This is a genomic window from Amycolatopsis vastitatis, assembly GCF_002234595.1.
Lineage (GTDB): Bacteria > Actinomycetota > Actinomycetes > Mycobacteriales > Pseudonocardiaceae > Amycolatopsis > Amycolatopsis vastitatis.
In genome coordinates, this window is sequence record NZ_NMUL01000033.1 from 26,099 (window position 1) to 44,471 (window position 18,373).

General features: G+C 71.6%; 26 protein-coding genes. 12 read left to right on the plus strand and 14 right to left on the minus strand.

What is annotated here, in order from left to right:
* Window positions 1-27 precede the first annotated feature (27 nt).
* The 9 genes from CF165_RS30040 to CF165_RS30080 all read left to right on the plus strand — a co-directional run bounded on the left by CF165_RS30040 (window position 28) and on the right by CF165_RS30080 (window position 6,201).
* A complete protein-coding gene (locus CF165_RS30040) occupies window positions 28-417 on the plus strand; it encodes a nuclear transport factor 2 family protein (protein WP_093950965.1) in 390 nt (129 codons plus the stop codon).
* A 6-nt stretch (window positions 418-423) separates the two neighbouring features.
* Entirely contained in the window at window positions 424-1,005 is a 582-nt protein-coding gene (locus tag CF165_RS30045; protein ID WP_167441606.1) for a PadR family transcriptional regulator, read from the plus strand.
* Window positions 1,006-1,076: 71 nt separating this feature from the next.
* Window positions 1,077-2,267: a hypothetical protein gene (locus tag CF165_RS30050; RefSeq protein ID WP_093950966.1), complete on the plus strand. Its 1,191-nt coding sequence runs from the start codon at window positions 1,077-1,079 to the stop codon at window positions 2,265-2,267.
* A gap of 124 nt (window positions 2,268-2,391) precedes the next feature.
* On the plus strand, window positions 2,392-3,267 hold the full coding sequence (locus CF165_RS30055; protein ID WP_093950967.1) for a helix-turn-helix domain-containing protein: 876 nt from the start codon (window positions 2,392-2,394) through the stop codon (window positions 3,265-3,267).
* 75 nt (window positions 3,268-3,342) lie between these two features.
* Window positions 3,343-4,236, plus strand: coding sequence for an MBL fold metallo-hydrolase (locus CF165_RS30060; protein WP_093950968.1), 894 nt, complete (start codon window positions 3,343-3,345; stop codon window positions 4,234-4,236).
* Between the two features lie 104 nt (window positions 4,237-4,340).
* Window positions 4,341-4,601 (plus strand): GlsB/YeaQ/YmgE family stress response membrane protein, encoded by a 261-nt coding sequence (locus tag CF165_RS30065; protein ID WP_013225295.1) that lies wholly within the window; start codon window positions 4,341-4,343, stop codon window positions 4,599-4,601.
* 225 nt (window positions 4,602-4,826) lie between these two features.
* Entirely contained in the window at window positions 4,827-5,063 is a 237-nt protein-coding gene (locus CF165_RS30070; RefSeq protein ID WP_093950969.1) for a hypothetical protein, read from the plus strand.
* A gap of 61 nt (window positions 5,064-5,124) precedes the next feature.
* Window positions 5,125-5,526 (plus strand): ATP-binding protein, encoded by a 402-nt coding sequence (locus CF165_RS30075; protein WP_093950970.1) that lies wholly within the window; start codon window positions 5,125-5,127, stop codon window positions 5,524-5,526.
* Window positions 5,527-5,589: 63 nt separating this feature from the next.
* Complete coding sequence (locus CF165_RS30080) at window positions 5,590-6,201, plus strand: hypothetical protein (RefSeq protein ID WP_093950971.1); 612 nt, start codon at window positions 5,590-5,592, stop codon at window positions 6,199-6,201.
* On the opposite strand, the gene CF165_RS30085 is transcribed toward CF165_RS30080, so the two are convergent.
* The 5 genes from CF165_RS30085 to CF165_RS30105 all read right to left on the minus strand — a co-directional run bounded on the left by CF165_RS30085 (window position 6,198) and on the right by CF165_RS30105 (window position 9,189).
* Entirely contained in the window at window positions 6,198-6,836 is a 639-nt protein-coding gene (locus CF165_RS30085) for a hypothetical protein (RefSeq protein ID WP_093950972.1), read from the minus strand. The genes CF165_RS30080 and CF165_RS30085 overlap by 4 nt on opposite strands.
* A complete protein-coding gene (locus CF165_RS30090; RefSeq protein ID WP_093950973.1) occupies window positions 6,833-7,960 on the minus strand; it encodes a hypothetical protein in 1,128 nt (375 codons plus the stop codon). The genes CF165_RS30085 and CF165_RS30090 overlap by 4 nt, the downstream gene beginning before the upstream one ends.
* Complete coding sequence (locus CF165_RS30095; protein WP_093950974.1) at window positions 7,957-8,292, minus strand: hypothetical protein; 336 nt, start codon at window positions 8,290-8,292, stop codon at window positions 7,957-7,959. The genes CF165_RS30090 and CF165_RS30095 overlap by 4 nt, the downstream gene beginning before the upstream one ends.
* 9 nt (window positions 8,293-8,301) lie before the next feature.
* Complete coding sequence (locus CF165_RS30100; protein WP_093950975.1) at window positions 8,302-8,799, minus strand: YbaB/EbfC family nucleoid-associated protein; 498 nt, start codon at window positions 8,797-8,799, stop codon at window positions 8,302-8,304.
* An 87-nt stretch (window positions 8,800-8,886) separates the two neighbouring features.
* Entirely contained in the window at window positions 8,887-9,189 is a 303-nt protein-coding gene (locus tag CF165_RS30105) for a DUF1905 domain-containing protein (protein ID WP_093950976.1), read from the minus strand.
* Between the two features lie 160 nt (window positions 9,190-9,349).
* Here CF165_RS30105 and CF165_RS30110 point away from each other — a divergent pair, with 160 nt between their 5' ends.
* Complete coding sequence (locus tag CF165_RS30110; protein WP_093950977.1) at window positions 9,350-11,011, plus strand: glutamate--tRNA ligase; 1,662 nt, start codon at window positions 9,350-9,352, stop codon at window positions 11,009-11,011.
* A gap of 1 nt (window position 11,012) precedes the next feature.
* Here the strand turns inward: CF165_RS30110 and CF165_RS30115 are convergent, their stop codons facing one another.
* Both CF165_RS30115 and CF165_RS30120 read right to left on the minus strand, forming a co-directional pair.
* Window positions 11,013-11,387 (minus strand): hypothetical protein, encoded by a 375-nt coding sequence (locus tag CF165_RS30115; RefSeq protein ID WP_205661010.1) that lies wholly within the window; start codon window positions 11,385-11,387, stop codon window positions 11,013-11,015.
* Between the two features lie 45 nt (window positions 11,388-11,432).
* On the minus strand, window positions 11,433-12,194 hold the full coding sequence (locus CF165_RS30120) for an ATP-binding protein (RefSeq protein WP_439098526.1): 762 nt from the start codon (window positions 12,192-12,194) through the stop codon (window positions 11,433-11,435).
* A 209-nt stretch (window positions 12,195-12,403) separates the two neighbouring features.
* Here CF165_RS30120 and CF165_RS30125 point away from each other — a divergent pair, with 209 nt between their 5' ends.
* Window positions 12,404-12,796 (plus strand): hypothetical protein, encoded by a 393-nt coding sequence (locus CF165_RS30125; protein WP_093950978.1) that lies wholly within the window; start codon window positions 12,404-12,406, stop codon window positions 12,794-12,796.
* Between the two features lie 2 nt (window positions 12,797-12,798).
* Here the strand turns inward: CF165_RS30125 and CF165_RS30130 are convergent, their stop codons facing one another.
* Window positions 12,799-13,011 (minus strand): KTSC domain-containing protein, encoded by a 213-nt coding sequence (locus CF165_RS30130; RefSeq protein WP_093950979.1) that lies wholly within the window; start codon window positions 13,009-13,011, stop codon window positions 12,799-12,801.
* Window positions 13,008-13,412 (minus strand): ChaB family protein, encoded by a 405-nt coding sequence (locus CF165_RS30135; RefSeq protein WP_093950980.1) that lies wholly within the window; start codon window positions 13,410-13,412, stop codon window positions 13,008-13,010. The genes CF165_RS30130 and CF165_RS30135 overlap by 4 nt, the downstream gene beginning before the upstream one ends.
* A 148-nt stretch (window positions 13,413-13,560) precedes the next feature.
* On the opposite strand from CF165_RS30135, the gene CF165_RS30140 reads away from it, so the two are divergent.
* Window positions 13,561-15,543, plus strand: coding sequence for an APC family permease (locus tag CF165_RS30140; RefSeq protein ID WP_093950981.1), 1,983 nt, complete (start codon window positions 13,561-13,563; stop codon window positions 15,541-15,543).
* A 54-nt stretch (window positions 15,544-15,597) separates the two neighbouring features.
* On the opposite strand, the gene CF165_RS30145 is transcribed toward CF165_RS30140, so the two are convergent.
* The 5 genes from CF165_RS30145 to CF165_RS30165 all read right to left on the minus strand — a co-directional run bounded on the left by CF165_RS30145 (window position 15,598) and on the right by CF165_RS30165 (window position 18,348).
* Entirely contained in the window at window positions 15,598-15,939 is a 342-nt protein-coding gene (locus CF165_RS30145; protein ID WP_093950982.1) for a hypothetical protein, read from the minus strand.
* 69 nt (window positions 15,940-16,008) lie between these two features.
* Entirely contained in the window at window positions 16,009-16,812 is an 804-nt protein-coding gene (locus tag CF165_RS30150; protein ID WP_093950983.1) for an FkbM family methyltransferase, read from the minus strand.
* Window positions 16,813-16,862: 50 nt separating this feature from the next.
* On the minus strand, window positions 16,863-17,606 hold the full coding sequence (locus CF165_RS30155) for a cytochrome c oxidase assembly protein (protein ID WP_093950984.1): 744 nt from the start codon (window positions 17,604-17,606) through the stop codon (window positions 16,863-16,865).
* Window positions 17,603-18,088 carry a DUF2243 domain-containing protein gene (locus tag CF165_RS30160; RefSeq protein ID WP_240521857.1) on the minus strand — a complete coding sequence of 162 codons (486 nt, stop codon included), beginning with the start codon at window positions 18,086-18,088 and terminating at the stop codon, window positions 17,603-17,605. The genes CF165_RS30155 and CF165_RS30160 overlap by 4 nt, the downstream gene beginning before the upstream one ends.
* Window positions 18,085-18,348 carry a hypothetical protein gene (locus CF165_RS30165; RefSeq protein WP_093950985.1) on the minus strand — a complete coding sequence of 88 codons (264 nt, stop codon included), beginning with the start codon at window positions 18,346-18,348 and terminating at the stop codon, window positions 18,085-18,087. Before CF165_RS30165 ends, CF165_RS30160 begins: the two co-directional genes overlap by 4 nt.
* Window positions 18,349-18,373 lie beyond the last annotated feature (25 nt).

Consider the following 18,373-nt stretch of genomic DNA (forward strand, 5'->3'; position numbering starts at 1 on the left):
CAATAAATTGACTAGGTGAGGTGCCCTGTGAACAGCTTCCGCAAGGCCGTCGAGGCCCGTGATCCCGACGCCATGGCCGCGACGCTGGCGGAGAACGTGGTGTTCCGCAGCCCGGTGGCGTTCCGGCCGTACCCGGGCAAGGCGATCACCGCCGCGATCCTGCGCGGCGTGCTGCGCGTGTTCGAGGACTTCCGCTACCTGCGGGAGCTGGACGGCAGCGAAGGCCGGGACCACGCCCTCGTCTTCGAGGCCCGGATCGGGGACGTGCGGGTCGAGGGCTGCGACTTCCTGCACCTCGACGAGGACGGCCTGATCGACGAGTTCACGGTGATGGTCCGCCCGCTGTCGGCGGCGCAGGCGCTGGCCGAGGCCATGGCGGCCCAGTTCGACCGGATCCAGCGCGAAGCAGCCAACTAGTTGAGTATGGCATTGCGGCACGCCCTGATGGCGGCACTGCTCGAGGGCGAGGCGTCGGGCTACGACCTGGCGAAGGGGTTCGACGCCTCGGTGGCCAACTTCTGGGCGGCGACGCCGCAGCAGCTGTACCGCGAACTCGACCGCATGGCGGCCGACGGCCTGGTGCGCGCCCGCGTCGTGCACCAGGAGCGGCGGCCGGACAAGCGGCTGTTTTCGCTGACCGGGACCGGGTACCGGGCGCTGCACGAGTTCACGGCCCGCCCGCCGCGCCCGGGGGTGATCCGCGACGAGCTGCTGGTCCAGGTCCAGGCCGTCGACGCGGGTGACGGGACGGCGGTCCGGCGCGCGCTCGAGGAGCGGATGAGCCGGGCGGAGACGAAGATCGCCCGCTACGAACGGCTTCGCGCGCGGCTGCTGGACGGCCGCTTCGAGGACGACTACCTCGCCGAAGCCGAGCGGATCGGGCCGTACCTGACGTTGATGCGCGGCCTGTCGTTCGAGCGCGAGAACCTGCGGTGGTGCGAGCAGTCGCTGAAGATCCTCGCGCGCCGGGCGGAGCAGGCGGACGCGGCCGAAGCCTCGCCGTGAGACCGGGTCCGATGTGGACAGCGGCGGCCGCTTGTACGGCTCTTGTACGGCCCCCGCCGACGATGGGTCCCATGTCATTGCACCGTCTCACCAAGGCCGCACTCGCCGCGGGCGTGCTAGCGGGCCTGTTCGCCGTGCCGGCGGCGGCCGCCGGGGCCGCGCCGTCGACCTTGCCGGCCGACCAGTACACCCTGACCGCCAACTACGACCAGTTCGACGCGGTGAACAACGCTCTGGTGTCGACGCTCGGCACCGCGGCCGTCCACACCGTGATGGAGAACGCGAACCACGACCGCACCGCGCTGCCCTCGTCGTTCTCCGTCGCCGGGCTCTCGACGGGGTTCCGGTTCGACAGCGACGACAACTCCGACTGCACCAACTACCCGCAGGGCATCACCACCAGCCGCGACGCCGTGGGGACGGCGAACGGCGGCAACTACGACGGGCACCAGCTCGTCGCGGTCAGCTGGTACACCAAGGACGGCTGCAGCGGTGACCAGTCGCGCAGCCGGATCACCCTGGTCGACTGGGACTCCACCTACCCCAACAAGTACCGCAAGATCCTGCTCGTCGAGCCGACCGGGACCGCGGCGTCGCCGGACTTCAAGGACATCCCGGTCCACGCCGGCGGCATGTCCTGGTACGGCGACTACCTCTACGTCGCCGACACCGGGAAGGGCATGCGCGTGTTCGACATGCGCAAGATCCTCAAGACGAACAACGGCGGCACGGCCGACCAGATCGGCCACCAGACCGGCAGCACGTACTACGCCCACAACTACGCCTACGTCCTGCCGCAGGTCGGCACGATCGCCGCGAAGACGACGTCGGGCACGAACCTCGCGTGGTCGTCGATCTCCCTCGACCGCGTCAGCAAGTCGATCGTGATGACCGAGTACACCTGCCCGTCCGGCTGCACGGACTACCCGAACCGGGCGCCGCGGGCGATCCGCTACCCGTTCGCCTCCTCCGGCACCTTCGCCGCCACGACCACGGCGAGCCAGGCGTTGCAGCTGCCCTGGTACAAGCTCAACGGCGTGGCCTCGCACAACGGCCGCTGGTGGTTCCAGTCGTCCGGCCAGAAGCAGCTCTACTACTGGAAGCCGTCGGCCGCCGCGCAGACCTTCGCCTGGGTCAGCAGTGGCGAGAGCCTCTCGTACTGGGAGGACGACACCAGCGCCGACCTGCTGTGGTCGCTGCAGGAAGGCGCGGGCAACCGCAACGTCTTCGCGGTCACCCAGGCCACCTACGGCGGTGGCTGAGCCGGCGCGATCGATGGCGGAAGGGCCCGTCCGGGGCAGTGTCCCCGGGCGGGCCCTTCCGCGTGCCGACCCACACCCCGCGAGGGTGTGGTTGCGCCCCGGGCCCGCTGCCCATACTGGGTTCATGGAGGCGAAACGACAGCTCGGCGAGTTCCTCAAGAACCGCCGCGCCCACCTGCGGCCGGAGGACGTCGGCCTGGCCACGTACGGGGACCGCCGCCGCGTGCCGGGTCTGCGCCGCGAGGAGCTCGCCCAGCTGGCCGGGGTGAGCGCGCCCTACTACTCGCGGCTCGAACAGGGCCAGTCCGCCAACGCCTCCCCGGAGGTGCTGGACGCGATCGCCCAGGCCCTCCGGCTCGACGACACCGAACGCCGTCACCTGCACGAACTGGCCACCGGCGCCCGGGGGCAGGCCAGGCGACGGCGTCCGGCGCCCGAACACGTCGCTCCCGCCGTCCGCCAGCTGCTGGCCACCCTCGGCGACGTGCCGGTGGTCGTGCTGGGGCGGCGCAGCGACGTCCTGGCGTGGAACGCCGCCGGGCACGCCCTCTTCGCCGGGCACCTCGATCCGGACGCCCCCGAGCGGCCCGGGCAGCGCCCGAACATGGCGAAGCTGGTGTTCCTCGACCCGCACACCCGCGAGCTGTACGCCGATTGGCCCGCCAAGGCCCGCGCGGTGGTGGCGACGCTGCGGATGGCGTCCGGCCGCCACCAGGACGATCCCCTGCTGGCCGCGCTGGTCGGCGAGTTGTCGTTGCGGAGCAACGAATTCGCGGCGTGGTGGGCCGACCAGCGGGTCAAGTCCGGCGGCGACGCGGTCTACGAGATGCGCCATCCCCTGGTGGGCACGATGACGGTCACGCACCAGGCGCTGCTGACCGAGCAGGACCAGCACGTCGTCGTCGCGACCACCGAACCGGGCTCCTCTTCGCACGCCGCGATGACGCTGCTGACGCACACCGCCGCCACCACACGGCACAGCGTGCCGGCGCGCGACTGAAACTCCTTCCCCCACAAGGCATTCGCGACGAATGCCGGGCCGAACGCGCCCGAAAACCCCTGGAGAAAGAGAAAAATGAACGAAATCAAGCTCGGCGACGTCACCGTGACGCGCGTCGAAGAGCAGCACGGCCCGGTCATGCCGGCGCGGGACTTCTTCCCCGACCTGCCGGAGCGGGCGTGGCAGGAGCACCGCCACGAGCTGGAGCCCGACCACCTCACCGCCGACGACCTGGTCCTTTCGGCGATGCAGACCTGGCTGCTGCGCAGCGAAGGCCGCACGATCCTGATCGACACCGCCGTGGGCAACGACAAGGCCCGCCCGGCCGTCCCGTCGTGGGACCACCTGCGGCTGGACTACCTGGACCGGCTCCGCGAAGCCGGCGTCCGGCCGGAGGACGTCGACCTGGTCGTCAACACCCACCTGCACCTCGACCACATCGGGTGGAACACGCGCCTCGTCGACGGCGCGTGGGTGCCGACCTTCCCGAACGCCACCTACCTCATGCCCCGCGCGGACTTCGAGCACTGGGACCCGGCCCGCAACCCGGCCGTCAGCGGGGGCGTCAACGAAAACGCCTTCGAAGACAGCATCCAGCCGGTGTACGAGGCAGGCCAGGTCCGGCTGTGGGAGGACAGCCACACGATCGACGCCAACCTCCGCCTCGAAGCCGCACCCGGCCACACCCCCGGCTCCAGCGTCGTGAAGCTGGCGTCCGGGAGCGACCGGGCCCTGTTCGCCGGCGATCTGCTGCACACTCCGCTGCAGCTCGCGGAACCCGGGCACAGCAGCTGCTTCTGCGAAGACCCGGCCCAGGCGAACGACACCCGGCGCCGCCTGCTGGGCTGGGCCGCCGACGAAGCCGTCCTGCTCCTGCCCGCCCACTTCGGCGGCCACAGCGCGCTGGAGATCGAACGCCACGGCGGCTCGTTCGCCGTCAAGCGGTGGGGGCCGTTCTCGCACCGGTGACCATCGGGTGAGATCCGGATCACGTCCGCGTGGTTCGACGCGCCACGGAGGCGAGCGCCTGCCATCCTGTGCCGTCAAGAGGACGCGGACGAGAGGACACCCCCGTGGGCATCATCGCTTGGATCGTGCTCGGTCTCATCGCCGGGGTGATCGCGAAGGCTCTCATGCCGGGCAAGGACCCGGGCGGCTGCATCATCACGATCCTGCTGGGCATCGCGGGGGCGTTCGTCGGCGGCTGGGTGGGCAAGACGCTGTTCCACACCCAGCTCGGCACGTTCTTCGACCTGCGCACCTGGGGCCTGGCGATCCTGGGCGCCCTGATCATCCTGGCCGGCTACCGGCTCATCTTCCACCGCCGTGACTGACGCACCGGTGGGGGCACCGCGTGGTGCCCCCACCGGTGCTCTCCCGGTTCAGGGTGACGCCGCAGGCGCTCGGCGCCGCGGCGGCGTTCGCAGCGGAGATGTTGTGTCACAGCGGTTTTCGAACTGAGGTGAACGCGAAAACCCCCTGTTCGCACGAAGGTGCCCGCAGCGTCCGGTGTCTATGCTGGACGTTGAAAGGCCCTCGGCTCCGGGAAGTCACGCGACATGAACGACCAGCGGCAGGTACTCGTCCGGGCGGAATCCCGCCGCGTCACCGTGCCCGACCTCGGCGGCAGTCACGAGACGCTTTCCTACCCCGGTGTCACGCTCACCCGCGTCATCGCCGGCATCCCGGACGACGAGACCTGGCTGCCGATGGGCGACCGGCCCACCGAGGGCGACGACGAAGTCCTCATCGCCGCGTTGCGGGAAGCGTTCCTCTGGCGGATCGGGCTGCACTGACCGGCCGCATGAGTATCGGCCGGATTCCCGGGTAGGCCTCTCCGGAAGGAGGGGCCGCACGGTGCGAGTGAACTGGGGAGCGGCGAACGAGCCGGGTTGGCAGGTGCTGGTCGTCGCCGGAGCCGAGCTTTCGGGGCTGGTGGCCGCGCGCCGGTGGGCCGAGGCCAGGCTGGCGTCGCTTCCCGAACACCACCGGGTCGACGCCTTGATCGTCGTCGGGGAGCTGCTGGAGAACGCGTACGTGCACGCCGGCGGGCCGCACGAGCTGCGGATCCACCACGCGCTCGACCCGTGCGTGGTCACTGTGGCCGTCGCCGACGTCGGAACCGGCGAACCGCGGCCGCGGGTGCCCGGCCGGACCGGCGGCCGCGGCCTGCTCCTGGTCGACCAGCTCGCCTTCGCCTGGGGCGTCAGCCACCACGACGACGGCAAGATCGTGTGGGCCCGCCTCACGTGCGAGTAGCGCCGGGGTTCGGGCAGACTGGCCGCAGTGCCCGGACGTCACGGGTGTCACCGAGGAGTGCCGATGACCGACCCGGAACCGGCGGCGACCCGGCGTTCCCTGCACGGCGTCGCGGAGCTGCTGCTGGCGGGCCCGCAGTACCGGGCGACCCGGCGCATCGACCTGCGCGTGACCACCGGGGGTTTCGCCACGGTCACCGGGCCCGAGCTGCGCGTCGAAGGCGGCCAGCTCGTCGCGGGTGCCACCCGGGCGCCGCTGGCGGGGCGCACCTACGACGAGGTCGCCGCGACGGCGGGCATCGAGGCGGGCGAACCCGCCGGGGTGTACGACGGCGGCCCCGGGGTCTCCCCCGGCGAAACGATCACGTTGGCGGCGGGCCCGCTCGAGACGCTGCTGGCCGCCTTCACCGAAGGTGACCGCGCGCTGCGCGAGTTCGCCCCGGAAGCCACACCGGTGCTGTGGCCGGAGCACTTCGACGTCGCGATCACCCTCGACGAGGTCAACTACGGCGTCTCCCCCGGCGACGGCCACATCGCCGAGCCGTACGCCTACGTCGGCCCGCACCACCCCCGGCAGGGCGGGTTCTGGAACGCCCCGTTCGGCGCCGCCCGCCCGCTGCGCGAGCTGGGTGGCGCGGTGGCCGCGTACTTCCGTACGGGCCGGGGGCTGCTTTAGCGCCCTGGCGGCTTTCCGTTCCAGTGGACGACGTCCGGGAACTCCAGGAAGTTCCGCAGGTGCCGCTGCTCGGCGGGGCCGTGGATGGGGAGCCGGAAGATCGAGCCGTCCGGCCAGGTCAGCGTGCTCTTTCGGAAGCTGAGCTCCGGCGCCTGCGGCTTGCGCGCTTCCCAGACGATCCGCGGCGGCGGCGCGGCGGCCGGGTCGGTGAAGGTCGTCCCGGTGTCCACCACCGCGAGACACGACGGCGAGCACGCCAGCCACGCGCCCTTCACGGGCCCGAGCCGGTCGGCCAGGTCGAGCGCCATCGCGTTCTCCGGGCCCGAAACGGCGATCTTGCGCTGGAACGCCCTTCCCGGTCGTTCGCCGTGTGCCAGGGCGAAGACGGCGAACACCGCCGTGCCGATCCCGCGCAGGATGTTCCAGAAGAACCGCCGGACGAGCCGCTTCCCCACGACGGTGCCGTCCTCGCGACGGCCGGGGACGTCGAAACCCACGTCGGTGTCGCCGAGGTGCAGCACGATGACCGGCTCGCGCCAGCGGTCCCGCATCAGCGCCTCGACCCGCTCCCGGAACCCGGGCCGGACTCGCGTGTCCTCGGCCCAGCGCTCGGCGTTCTCGGCGAACCCGCTCAAATGTCCAGGTCCTTGCGCGTGTCCTCCGGGCTGCGGTCCCCGCCGATCTCGCTCTTGTCGAACCACGGCTCGTCCCCTTCGCCCGTCACGGCTTCCTTGCCTTCGGCGAACGCCCCCTTGCCCGCCCCGGTGCCGGCCTTCACGCCCGCGCCGGCGAGGAACGGCTTGACGCCGGCCGAAGTGCCGAACATCGTCGTGAGCGCCCGGTTGCTGGGCTGCCAGCCCTGGGCGGCCGCGCCGAAGCCGAACTTCGTCTCGCCGGGCATCACGCCGACGCGCAGCTTGCGGGTGAACACCTCGAGCTTCCCGGAGTACTTGACCAGGAACTCCATGAACGTGTCGAGCAGCTTGCCGAACTTGCCGAGGTAGCGCGTCACCTTCTGCAGCACACTGGCCGCCTTGGCGATGGACGCGGTCATGGCGGCCGCGACCGAGCCGCCGAAGCTGATCACCGACGCGGCCAGCGCGGGCAGCCACAGGGTGATCAGCCAGGACACCAGCTCGGTGATGATCCCCTTGATCACCTCTTCGATGACCACCATGACCATCGACCACATCTGCAGCACCTCGGCGACCGAACCCGCCGCCGAGCCGATGCCGCGGATGCCCGAGGAGAAGTCGCCGAGCGCTTCCTTCGCCGCGTTGCCCGCGTCGTCCACCCAATCGGCCAGCGCGGTGTCGCCGGTGCGCTCGAAGTCCTCGGCGAGCGCGACGAACCCCTGCGCGATCGTGACGAAGTTTTCCGACGCGTGCCCGATGGCCGGGCCGTCGCCGGTGACCTGGTGCAGCGCGTCCTGCAGTGGCTGGACCAGTTCGAGCAGCATGTTCAGGCCGTGGCTGACCAGCCAGCCGATCGGGTCCATGGCGAAGGTGACCATGTCGCCGGCCGCGGCCCCGACGAACGCCGCGCCGTCGCCGACCAGCGCGGCCCCCGCGGACGCCAGCTCAGCCGGGCCGTCCGCCTCGGCCGCCTGCCGCGCGTGCTCGCCGATCTTCTTGCCCGCCTTGTAGGCGGTGCCGGCCACGGGCACGTACCCGGCGGCGCGGTCGAGGTTGGCGCCCGTGCTTTCGTCGTAGGCCTCGACGTTCAGCGCGTCGGCGATGCTCTTCTTCGGCTCGGTCATTCGCCCTTCCCCACCGCGTCGATTTCCGCCTCGTACCGGCCGAAGGTGACCTTCCCGGCGTCTTCCACGCCCTGGTACATCTCCGCCGCCTTGGTGAGCTTGGTGGTGAAGCCGTCCACGCCGTCCTTGAGGTCGGTGAGCAGCGAACGCAGCTCGGTGAGGCGCTCGGTGTAGCCCTGCTTGGCGAAGAGGCCGACGAGTCCCCACGCTTCGTCGGTCACGTCCGCGGCGTCGATCTTGGCGCCGAACTTGTCCGCTTCCTGCTCGTAGTAGGGCAGCTGCCGGGCGTAGGCGGAGATCGCGGCGATGTTCGTCTGTATTCCGTCTGGCATGGCGTTCCCTCAGGATCGGCGGAGGATGGGGCCCTGGCCGAAGTCGTCGTCTTCGTCCACGGCGGCGGGCCGTCGGGCGGGCCGCGACGGCGGCCGCGGCTGCTCCTCCGACGCGGGCTCGGGCGTCGTGGTTCCGAACGCCTCGGCCTGGGCTTCGCGAACCTGCGCCGAGACGTCGACGCCGAACGCGTCGCCGAAGGCGTCGTCCACGATGCCGGCCTGCTGCTGCGCGGCCCCGGCCACCGCCCGGCGGATGGTGTCCATGATCGTCGCGGACAACTGCCCGGCTTCGACCCGGGTGGCCCCGGCGGTGAGCCGCAGGCCGGTGATGGTCCCCCCGGCGCCCGCGGTGACCGTCACCGTCCCGTCCGGCGACGTGACGGTGGTCTCCAGCCGGGCGATCCGCTCCTGCATGTCACCCACACCGGCGAAGCGGGCCTCGGCTTGGCGCACCTTGCTGCGGAAGTTCTCGAACTGGGCGATCAGCTCGTCCATCTGGGCGGACATCGTGTCTCCCTTTGCGCGGTTCGGGGCCTGTGTCCGCATCATGGCAGATTCGTTCCACCGCCGATCGCGTTTCGCGCGATCGCGCGATCAGAAGTCGACGAGCTCCACGGTCACGGTGCAGGTGTCCCCCACGTCGAGGCCTTCGGCCACCCGGACGGCCCGCTTGAGGGGCAGCACGTAGGCCTCGCGCGAACCGTCCGGGAAGATCGAGGTCTTCCAGCTCGTGGCCCCGATCGTCACCCGGACGCGCACCGAACCGAAGCCCCGCCGCGGCTCGGCGGCGAGCTCGCGGATGTCTTCCGACGCGTCGGGGGGCAGGCTGACGAAGACCCAGCTGTCGGTGCGCCGGGCATCCCATTCCCACAGTCGCGCCTCGAAGACGATGATCACGCCCGCAGTGTCACACGGGGCACCGACAGGAATGAAGTGAACACCTCGGCCCGGCACCACCTGCCCGGACGGGCCGGCAGGACGCACGGCTAGGCTCTTCGTCGGCGAAAACGACCATCTTCGCCGACGAAAGCGCACCACGACGCGGGGAGAACAACCCATGCTGGACCGAGCGGTCATCGACGCCCTCTTCCCTGCCGACCTGCCCGAGCCCGAGCACTGGGAGCAGCAGTACCCCGCCCGGCAGCTGCCCGAGGGCGCGCTGGTCACGCGCCTCGGCCCGTCGCCGACCGGGTCTCTGCACCTCGGCGGCATCTACGTCGGCCTCATCGACCAGGACGTCGCCCGCCGCACCGGCGGCCGGTACCTCGTCCGCCTCGAGGACACCGACCAGTCCCGCGAGGTCGAGGGCGCGCTGGAGCAGTTCGAGCGCGGCTTCTCCTACTTCCGCCTCGCCGCCGACGAGGACCTCGGCCGCGGCGGCGACTACGGCCCCTACCAGCAGTCCGCCCGCGAGCGGATCTACCTCACCTACGTCCGCGACCTCCTCCGCCGGGGCAAGGCCTACCTCGACTTCGCCACCAAGGAGGAGCTGGCCGCCATCACCCAGCGGCAGCAGGCCACCAAGCTCCCCACCGGCTACTACGGCAGCTGGGCGATCTGGCGCGACGCCGATCCCGCCGACGTCCAGGCCAAGCTCGACGCGGGTGCCCCGTACGTCGTGCGGTTCCGCGCCCCCGGGGACCCCACTGCCACCGGCGCCCGCGCCCGGTTCACCGACGCCATCCGCGGCCCGCTGGAAGCCGAGGCCAACCGCAACGACGTCGTCATCCTCAAGAGCTCCGACCAGAGCCCGCGGCTGCCGACCTACCACTTCGCCCACGCCGTCGACGACCACCTGATGCGGGTCAACCTGGTGATCCGCGGCGACGAGTGGATCTCGTCGGTCCCGGTGCACCAGCAGCTGTTCGACGCCCTCGGCTTCGAGCCGATCACCTACGCGCACATCGCGCCGCTGATGAAGCAGGAGGGCGGCAGCAAGCGCAAGCTGTCCAAGCGCAAGGACCCGGAAGCGTCCGTCGACTTCTTCATCGAGGCCGGCTACCCCGCCGAAGCCGTCGTGTACTACCTGCGCGGCCTCGTCAACGGCCGGCTCGCGGAGATGCCGCTCGAGCAGGCCCTGGCCGAGCCGATCAACCTCGACGAGTGCGGCGTCGCCGGCCCGCTCGTCGACCTGGTCAAGCTCGACGACATCGCCGCGGACCACATCGCCACCCTGTCCGGTGCCGCGATCCTCGAGGCCGTCCGCGCCTGGGCCGGGCGGTTCGACCCCGAGCTGCGCCGGGTCCTCGACGACGAGCCCGGCCTGGCCCTGCGCGCGCTGGCGGTCGAGCGCGACGGCGCCGAGAACCCCCGCAAGGACCTGAAGAAGTGGAGCGACTTCCGCCCCGTCTACGGCTTCTTCTTCCCCCAGCTCCACGCGGCCGTCAGCGGTCAGGACGACGAGCGCATCGCCGCGCTCGGCGTCGACCGGGCGGTCGTCCAGGCCGTGGCCCGCGACTTCGCCGCCGACTACCGCCAGCTCGACGACGGCCAGGAGTGGTTCGAGCAGATCCGCGCCGTCGCGGCCAAGCACGGCTTCGCCCGCAACGCCAAGGAATTCAAGAAGAACCCGGAGGCGTTCCCCGGCTCGATCCGCGAAGCCTCGCAGATCATCCGCATCGCGCTCACCGGGTCGACGCGCAGCCCCGACCTCCACGCGATCACGCAGGCACTCGGCCAGGAAGAGGTCCTGAACCGGATCTCCGCGCTCACCAAGTAGTTCAGGCGTCGTGCGCGTCGTCTTCGAAGGAACGGAAGCCGACGCGCACGGTGCTCGCCGGCCCGGCCGCGGTCTCCGCCCGGAGGAGGATCAGGCCCGCCGCGTCCTCGCCGTCCAGGCGGGCGAGGAGGCGGGCCAGCGCTTCCGGCGCGCCCACCGGCTCGGCCGGTGTCTGGATCAGCGTGCGGTGCAGGATGCCCACGTCCCAGCCGTCCGCGCTGCCGCTGCCCGCCGGAGCCCGGACGGTCGCGTCGAGCAGCCAGCGCGGCGGCTTCCCGGTCAACGCCGGTGTCGCGTGCGCCGTCAGGCCGACGACCTGGTCGGCGCGGAGCAGGCCGTCACTGAGGGTGGCGATCCAGACCTTGGTCAACCCCATGGCTTCCACGGATAGCAGCCCGGCGCGCGGGCCGCAATCCCCCGCTCACCCGGCCGGACGGTCACCGGCGTTGCCGGGCGGCTGGAGCAGAACGGCCCAGACGACCTTCCCGCCGGCCCACGACCGGCTGCAGCCCCACGTGCGGGCGATCTGCGCGACCAGCTTCAGCCCCATGCCGGGCTCGAACGGCGAGAGCCGTTCGAGCAGCATGGCCGGCCGCGTGTCGTGGTCGGCGACGGCCACCGTGCACACGCCGCGGCGGAGGTCGAGCCGCAGCCGCGGCTCCGACGTGGTGTGCCTCAGCACGTTCTCGACCAGTTCGGTGACGATGAAGCGGGCGTCCTCGGCGAGCTCCGGCACCCCCCATTCGGCGAGCTTGGCGGTGACGAACTCACGGGCGCGGGCCGAACTGCCGCCGGCACGGGGGAAGACGTGTTCACACCGCCGTCGCACCGGGTGGTCCAGCGCCACCACCGCCGCGGCCAGGTCGGCGCGGACGGGGACGTAGCGGTCGACGACGTGGCGGTGCAGCAGCACCCGGTGGCCGGGCGTCCCGGCCACGACCGTGAACGGGATGCCGGGCCAGTCACCGATCCGCATGGCGACCAGGGAAAAAACGCTCACCAAGGACGCGTCTTCGATCGTCAGCCCGCTGATGTCGGCCACCAAGCCGTCCGGTACGTCCGTCGCGATCTTGAGCAGGCCGTCGCGCAGCGACGGGTACGACGCGACGTTCAGTTCGCCGGTGACCGTCACGACGGTCGCCTCCTCGCGGCGGCCGATGGCGAGACGGACGGGAGAGGGCACGATGTCCACCTCCTCACCGTCGGCTTCACGGTAGACCACGTCGTCCGTTACGACGAGTAGCCGCCGCCGGCCGGGCTAAACACCAGCCGTCAGGGACACCGGTTTCCGCCGCCCACCAGCCGGGTGTCCGGACCATCCCCGATGCCGGGCCCGGGACGGACGTGAGATGCTGCGACCGCGCAGGCAGGCCGGAGCGGGAGGCGGAACGGGTGACCACCTGGATCGACGTGATCAACTTTGTCCGGACGCGGTACGAGGTCCTCGAAGAGCGGGACGGCTGGCTGCGGTTCCGGCTCGACGGGCCGCACGACCGGACTCAGCAGGTGACGGTGCACCACCTCCCCGAGCTCGACGGCGGCTCGTGGATCGAGATATCCTCGCCGGTCGGCTGGGCCGACCGCGTCGACCTGCGGAAGCTCCTAGAACTCGCCGGTGGCTCGGCCGTCGGCGGCGCGGCGGTGGTGGACGGCGTCGCCCTGCTCAAGCACACCGTGCCCCTGGAAGACCTGAGCATCCAGGAGGAGTTCGAGCGCCCGCTCAAGTCGGTCGTCGCCCGGGCGGACGCCTTCGAGCACGAACTCACCGCGGCCGACGAGTTCTGACCTCAATCCCGGCGACGGCAGGGGTAGCGGTCGCGGATCGACGTCCGGAAGAACCGGCCGTGGCTGTCCGCGGCGAGGAAGGCGCGGTGCACTTCGCGCGGCACGGCGTAGTAGTCGTAGACGCCGCCGTGGGAGAACTCCACTTCCAGCGTCCCCACCGAAGCGTCGTAGCCGATCGAGGCGATGCTCGACGACTCCACCAGCCGCCGCTTCACTCCGAGCGCCGCGCCCGGGCCGTCCGGCGGCGGCTTTCCTTCTCCAGCGCCGTCACCAGTTCTTCCTTGGACATCCGGGACCGGCCGGGGACGCCGAGCTGCTTGGCCCGTTCGTACAGGTGCTGCCGGCTCGCGGTCGCGTTCACCCCGCCGCGGGTCGGCCGCGCCGGCTGTCCCGCACCCCGGGCGGCCTGCTCGTCGGACGGGCCGCGCTCCGGCTTCGGCTCCCAGTGGTCGCCGACCTTCTCGAAAGTGTGCTTCAACGCCGCGTAGGCGGTCTGCTGGGCCCGCCTGCCGGGGCCGTAGGTCTTCAGCGCGGAGTCGTGCGCGGCCACCCACGTGTCCTGGGCCTTGCGCGGCGACCGCAGCAGCGTGCTGGGCAAGTCTTCGCGTCCGGGCATGTCGCCCCGGCTACCCCACCGCAGTGAGCGCGAAACGCGCCGCGTGCCCTCGCGGTCCCATGTGGACCGCCCCCGCTGCGGGGGCGCGCCGGGCTCGGGCATGCTGGTGGCCGGTGTTTTGCGGGGACGAGGGGACGAGAGGGCGAGAATGGGTGCTTCACCCGATTTGACCATACCGGCGAAGGTCGACAGCCCGGTGGCGCCGAAGCCGCCGGCTTCCGGCGTCGCCCGCTGGCTGCTGGAGCACCGGGTCGCTCCGGTCGGCCGCGCGGGCGGCGAGGACCACGGCACGCCGCAGGCCTGGTGGAAGGTCATGTGCCTGACCGGCGTCGACTACTTCTCCACCCTCTCGTACCTGCCCGGGATCGCCGCGCTCGCCGCCGGGGCGCTCTCGCCGCTGGCGACCCTGCTGATCGTGGCGCTGACCCTGCTGGGCATGCTGCCGATGTACCGCAGGGTGGCCGCGGAAAGCCCGCACGGCCAGGGCTCGGTGGCGATGCTGGAGAACCTGCTGCCGTTCTGGCGGGGCAAGCTGTTCGTCCTCACCCTGCTCGGGTTCGTCGCGACCTCGTGGATCATCACGATCACCCTGTCGTCGGCGGACGCCACCGTGCACATGCTGGAGAACCCGTACCTGCCGGGCTTCCTGCACGGCCACGCCGTCCTCATCACCGTCGTGCTGCTGCTGATCCTCGGCGGGGTGTTCCTGCTCGGCTTCAGCGAGGCGGTCGGGGTCGCCATCCCGCTCGTCGCGGTCTTCCTGCTGCTCAACGCCGTGGTCACGGTCGCGGGCGTGATCGACCTGCTCGGCGACTCCGCCGCCCTCTCCCGCTGGTCCGACGCGCTGACCGCCGGTGGCGGCGGGTTCACCGGCGTCATCGGGCCGGCCGTGCTCGCGTTCCCGCTGCTCGTGCTGGGCCTGTCCGGGTTCGAGACCGGGGTCAGCATGATGCCGCTGGTCGCGGCCGACGGGAAGACCGCGGAAGAGAAGCTGGAATCCCGGATCCGCAACACGCGGAAGCTGCTGACCGCGGCCGCGCTCATCATGTCGGTGTTCCTGATCGCGACCAGCTTCGTCACCACCGTGCTCATCCCGGCCGAGGCGTTCAAGGAGGGCGGGGAAGCCAACGGCCGTGCGATGGCCTACCTCGCCCACCACGAACTCGGCGAAATCTTCGGGACGGCCTACGACATCAGCAGCGTCCTGATCCTGTGGTTCGCCGGCGCGTCGGCGATGGCCGGGCTGATCAACATCGTCCCCCGGTACCTGCCGTCCTACGGCATGGCACCCGAGTGGGGCCGCGCCGTCCGGCCGGTCGTCATCGTCTACACCGCGATCAGCGTCCTCATCACCATCGCGTTCGGCGCCGACGTCAACGCCCAGGCCGGTGCGTACGCGACCGGGATCCTGGCGATGATGGTCTCCGGCTCGGTCGCGGTCAGCATCTCGGCGATCCGGCGGCGACGGCACGGCGCCACCGCGGGGTTCGTCGTGCTGACACTCGTGCTGCTGTACGCCCTGGTCGAGAACGTCATCGAAAAGCCCGACGGCATCGCCATCTCGGCGCTGTTCATCCTCGGGATCATCGTCGTCTCGCTGGTCTCCCGGGTTTCGCGGACGACGGAACTGCGTGCCGAACACATCGAATTCGACGAAGAGGCCCGCCGGTTCATCGCCGACTCACTGGCCAACGACGGTGCCCTGAACATCATCGCCAACCGCCGTCAGGGCGGCGACGACGCCGAATACTCGGCCAAGGAAGCCGAACAGCGCGCGATCAACCCGGTGCCCGGCGCCGCCGACATCCTCTTCCTCGAGATCGACGTCGTGGACCCGTCGGAGTTCAGCAACGTGCTCAAGGTCCGCGGGGTCGACGTAGACGGGCACCGGATCCTCCGCACGGACAGCCCCGCCGCGCCCAACGCGATCGCCGCGATCCTGCTGGCGCTGCGCGACGTGACCGGCGTCCGGCCCCAGTGCCACTTCGAATGGGCCGAAGGCAACCCGCTCGGGCACCTGTTCCGCTACCTCCTGCTCGGCCGCGGCGACACCGCGCCCGTCGTCCGCGAAATCATCCGCAGCAGCGAAAAGGACCCCGCCCGCCGTCCGGGCATCCACGTCGGCGGCTGAGGGAACGTTCGTTCGGCACGGTCTGGTGCGGTCCGGGTTCGCGCTGCCCTGAAGCTATCTCGTGGCGGGTGGCGGCCCCGCGCGCCGGATCGGGGCACGGACCGGCGCCCGGGCCCCCGCCGGACGCGGCACGCGAGCGGGCGGACGAGCCGGTGCGCGCGCCGGCGCCGGGCGCCGGACCCGCGGCGGACGGGCGGGTGGCACCGGGCCGGGGCGGTTGGCCCAGGAGTCGAAGAGGAGGATCAAGCCCGCGAGGGCCGCGAAGCCCAGCCCCAGCAGCACGTTGACCAGCGCGCCGAGGATCCCGGCGACGAACAGAACGGGCAGCACGGCCAGCAGGCAGAAGGGGTCGATCCGGCCGAACTTCGGGCGGGACGGCCCTTCGCGCGGGCTCACCGCGCGGGCTCCGGGTTCTTCGGCGGCATACCTGCAGTATGCAACGCCCGGCCGGGCGCGGCCACCGTCTCACCCACCGCGGACCGCGAACACCATCCCGATGTCCGCGGCTTCCTGGACCGGGTCCTGCACCACCTCGACCGTGAAACCCCGGGCGGCGAAGACGTCACGGACCGTGTCGCGGTGCCGCCGCCACCCTTCGACTTCGACGACGGCCTGCCGGACCAGCGGCCAGTGCCGGTCCTCGATCCCCCGCAGCACGTCGAGCTCGGCCCCTTCGACGTCGACCTTGAGCAGGTCGACGCGCTCGATGCCCTGCTCGTCGAGCACCGCCGACAGCGGCCGGACGCGGACGCGGTGGGTTTCGAGCTGCCGCATCACCCGCAGCTTGCGCCCGACGAGCCCGCGCAGGACGGGCGCCGGCACGCGGCGCAACGCCGTGCCCAGGCCGCCCCGGCGGATCATCTCGACGACGCTGGCGGTGACCCGCCGCCGCTCGGCCTCGACGTTCCCCTCGTCCCGCAACGACGACGAGAAGATCGTCGCGGCCGGGAAGTAGCTGAAGTCGAGCTCGTCCTCACCGGCCGCCAGGCCGTAAGGCAACGCGGTCAGCCGGCCGGAGAAGAAGTCGCGGCCGTTGCGCGCCAGGGTTTCGTGGAGCGGCGGCATCGGCTCGAAGGCGTAGATCCGCACGTCGCCGTGCAACCGCTCGTACACGGCCGCGGAGAACACCCCGATGTTGGCGCCGACGTCGAGGACGGTCGCGCCGGGGGCGAGCTCGACGCCGTGGGCGAAGTAGGCACCCACCTCCTCGCGCAGGAACGACACCTCCCACGGGTTGATGCTGTGGAGGTCGATCACGTCCTTGGTCACGCACAGAGGCTTACCAGCATCGGACCTCGTGAGCCAGGCCCGTTCGGCGGCTACTCCCCCGGTGCCGCCGCCCGGCGGCGAACCCGCGCTGCGGCCCGGCCCCGCGCGGCGTACCACTGCACCGCGAGGATCACCGCGATCGCCAGCTCGACGACGTCACCGCCGTAGTACATGAGTTCGGCCCCGGCCTGCCGGTCCGCGGCAGCGAGCACCACACCCGGCGGCGCGGCGACGTACAGCGTCTTGGCCAGCACGGCGTGCGCGGCGGCGGCGCCGATCAGCGCGCCCGCGCGGACGCCGAGTCCCCAGGAGTGCCGCAGCGGGTCGAGCCGACACACCGATGCCGTGAACAGCGCGCCGGTCGCGAGGACGTGGACGTGCACGAAGACGTGCAGCACAGGCTCGCGACCGCTCGCGGCGAACAGGCCGGTCCGGTAGAGCAGCCAAAGGCTGCTCGCCTCCAGAAGAGCCGCGAAAGGCGGGAACACCAGCACCGCGGCGGCCCGCGAACCGAGCACCGGCTTGAGGCCGCGGCGGGCCGCGGGCGGCACCGCGCGCAGCAGCAGCGTGACTGGGCGGGCGAGCACCAGCAGGACCGGGGCCAGCATGCCGAGCAGGACGTGCTGCAGCATGTGCCCGGTGAACGTGTCCGGCGGCAGCACCGCCCCGGCGGCCGTGGCGGCGCCGGCGCCGAAGGCGACGTCCCGCGCCGGCGGCCACCGGTCTCCGCGCCGGCGCAGCCGCCACGCCCCCAGCTCGTACCCCGCGAACACCACGATGGCCAGGACGCTCACGCCGTCGCTCGTGCGCCACGCAGGAGGACCACACCGACCACCAGCAGAACCACCGCGACGACGTTCCAGGTCCAGTCGTACGGCGTGAGGTCCACGGCGTAGCGGATCTGGTGCAGGCCCAGCAGCTTGTGCTGGATCGTGCCGTCGTACAGCTGGAAGGCACCCGCCCCGGTCAGGACGCCGCCCGCGAGGGCGCGGCCGGAGAGCCGGTCACCCCGCCGCAGGTCGGCGACGAGCACCAAGCCGAACACGACGGCGAACCAGCCGAACGCGTGGAACAGCCCGTCGGACACCAGCCCGGCGCCGGTCGTCGACCGGTCGTAGAAGTGGTGCCAGTGCAGCAGCTGGTGGAACACCACCTCGTCGACGAACGCGGCGACGCCGATGCCGGCGAGGACGCCGGCCCACGCCGACCGCGCCCGCCGCACCGGCTTGTCACCGATTTCGTTCCGGGCGTCACCCCCACCACCTGCTGCGCTCACCGGTCGCTCGCGTCATCCTCGACGTGCAGGGCGGCCTGTTCCGGGCCGGCGGCGGAGGCCGAACCGGCGTCCACGCCGACCTGGTCGGGCTCGGTGTCCGCCGGCGGGCCGTCCCCCTCGACCGGTTCCAGCTGGATCGGCCGCCGCGAAGCCGGGACAGCGTCCGGGTCCTCGCGTTCCCACGCGCGGGGGTCGAGACCGCCGGGGTCGTCGTCGAGTTCCAGCCGCTGGTGCTGTTCGGAACCGAAAGCGTCGGACATTCGCGGTATCTCCGTTCTTCGCGGG

Excerpts from the sequence above, each read along its gene's own strand:
- CF165_RS30045 (WP_167441606.1), top strand. The coding sequence starts at position 424 with ATGGCATTGCGGCACGCCCTGATGGCGGCACTGCTCGAGGGCGAGGCG.
- CF165_RS30050 (WP_093950966.1), top strand. The coding sequence starts at position 1,077 with ATGTCATTGCACCGTCTCACCAAGGCCGCACTCGCCGCGGGCGTGCTA.
- CF165_RS30055 (WP_093950967.1), top strand. The coding sequence starts at position 2,392 with ATGGAGGCGAAACGACAGCTCGGCGAGTTCCTCAAGAACCGCCGCGCC.
- CF165_RS30060 (WP_093950968.1), top strand. The coding sequence starts at position 3,343 with ATGAACGAAATCAAGCTCGGCGACGTCACCGTGACGCGCGTCGAAGAG.
- CF165_RS30070 (WP_093950969.1), top strand. The coding sequence starts at position 4,827 with ATGAACGACCAGCGGCAGGTACTCGTCCGGGCGGAATCCCGCCGCGTC.
- CF165_RS30080 (WP_093950971.1), top strand. The coding sequence starts at position 5,590 with ATGACCGACCCGGAACCGGCGGCGACCCGGCGTTCCCTGCACGGCGTC.
- CF165_RS30090 (WP_093950973.1), bottom strand. The coding sequence starts at position 7,960 with ATGACCGAGCCGAAGAAGAGCATCGCCGACGCGCTGAACGTCGAGGCC.
- CF165_RS30095 (WP_093950974.1), bottom strand. The coding sequence starts at position 8,292 with ATGCCAGACGGAATACAGACGAACATCGCCGCGATCTCCGCCTACGCC.
- CF165_RS30100 (WP_093950975.1), bottom strand. The coding sequence starts at position 8,799 with ATGTCCGCCCAGATGGACGAGCTGATCGCCCAGTTCGAGAACTTCCGC.
- CF165_RS30110 (WP_093950977.1), top strand. The coding sequence starts at position 9,350 with ATGCTGGACCGAGCGGTCATCGACGCCCTCTTCCCTGCCGACCTGCCC.
- CF165_RS30115 (WP_205661010.1), bottom strand. The coding sequence starts at position 11,387 with ATGGGGTTGACCAAGGTCTGGATCGCCACCCTCAGTGACGGCCTGCTC.
- CF165_RS30135 (WP_093950980.1), bottom strand. The coding sequence starts at position 13,412 with ATGCCCGGACGCGAAGACTTGCCCAGCACGCTGCTGCGGTCGCCGCGC.
- CF165_RS30140 (WP_093950981.1), top strand. The coding sequence starts at position 13,561 with ATGGGTGCTTCACCCGATTTGACCATACCGGCGAAGGTCGACAGCCCG.
- CF165_RS30165 (WP_093950985.1), bottom strand. The coding sequence starts at position 18,348 with ATGTCCGACGCTTTCGGTTCCGAACAGCACCAGCGGCTGGAACTCGAC.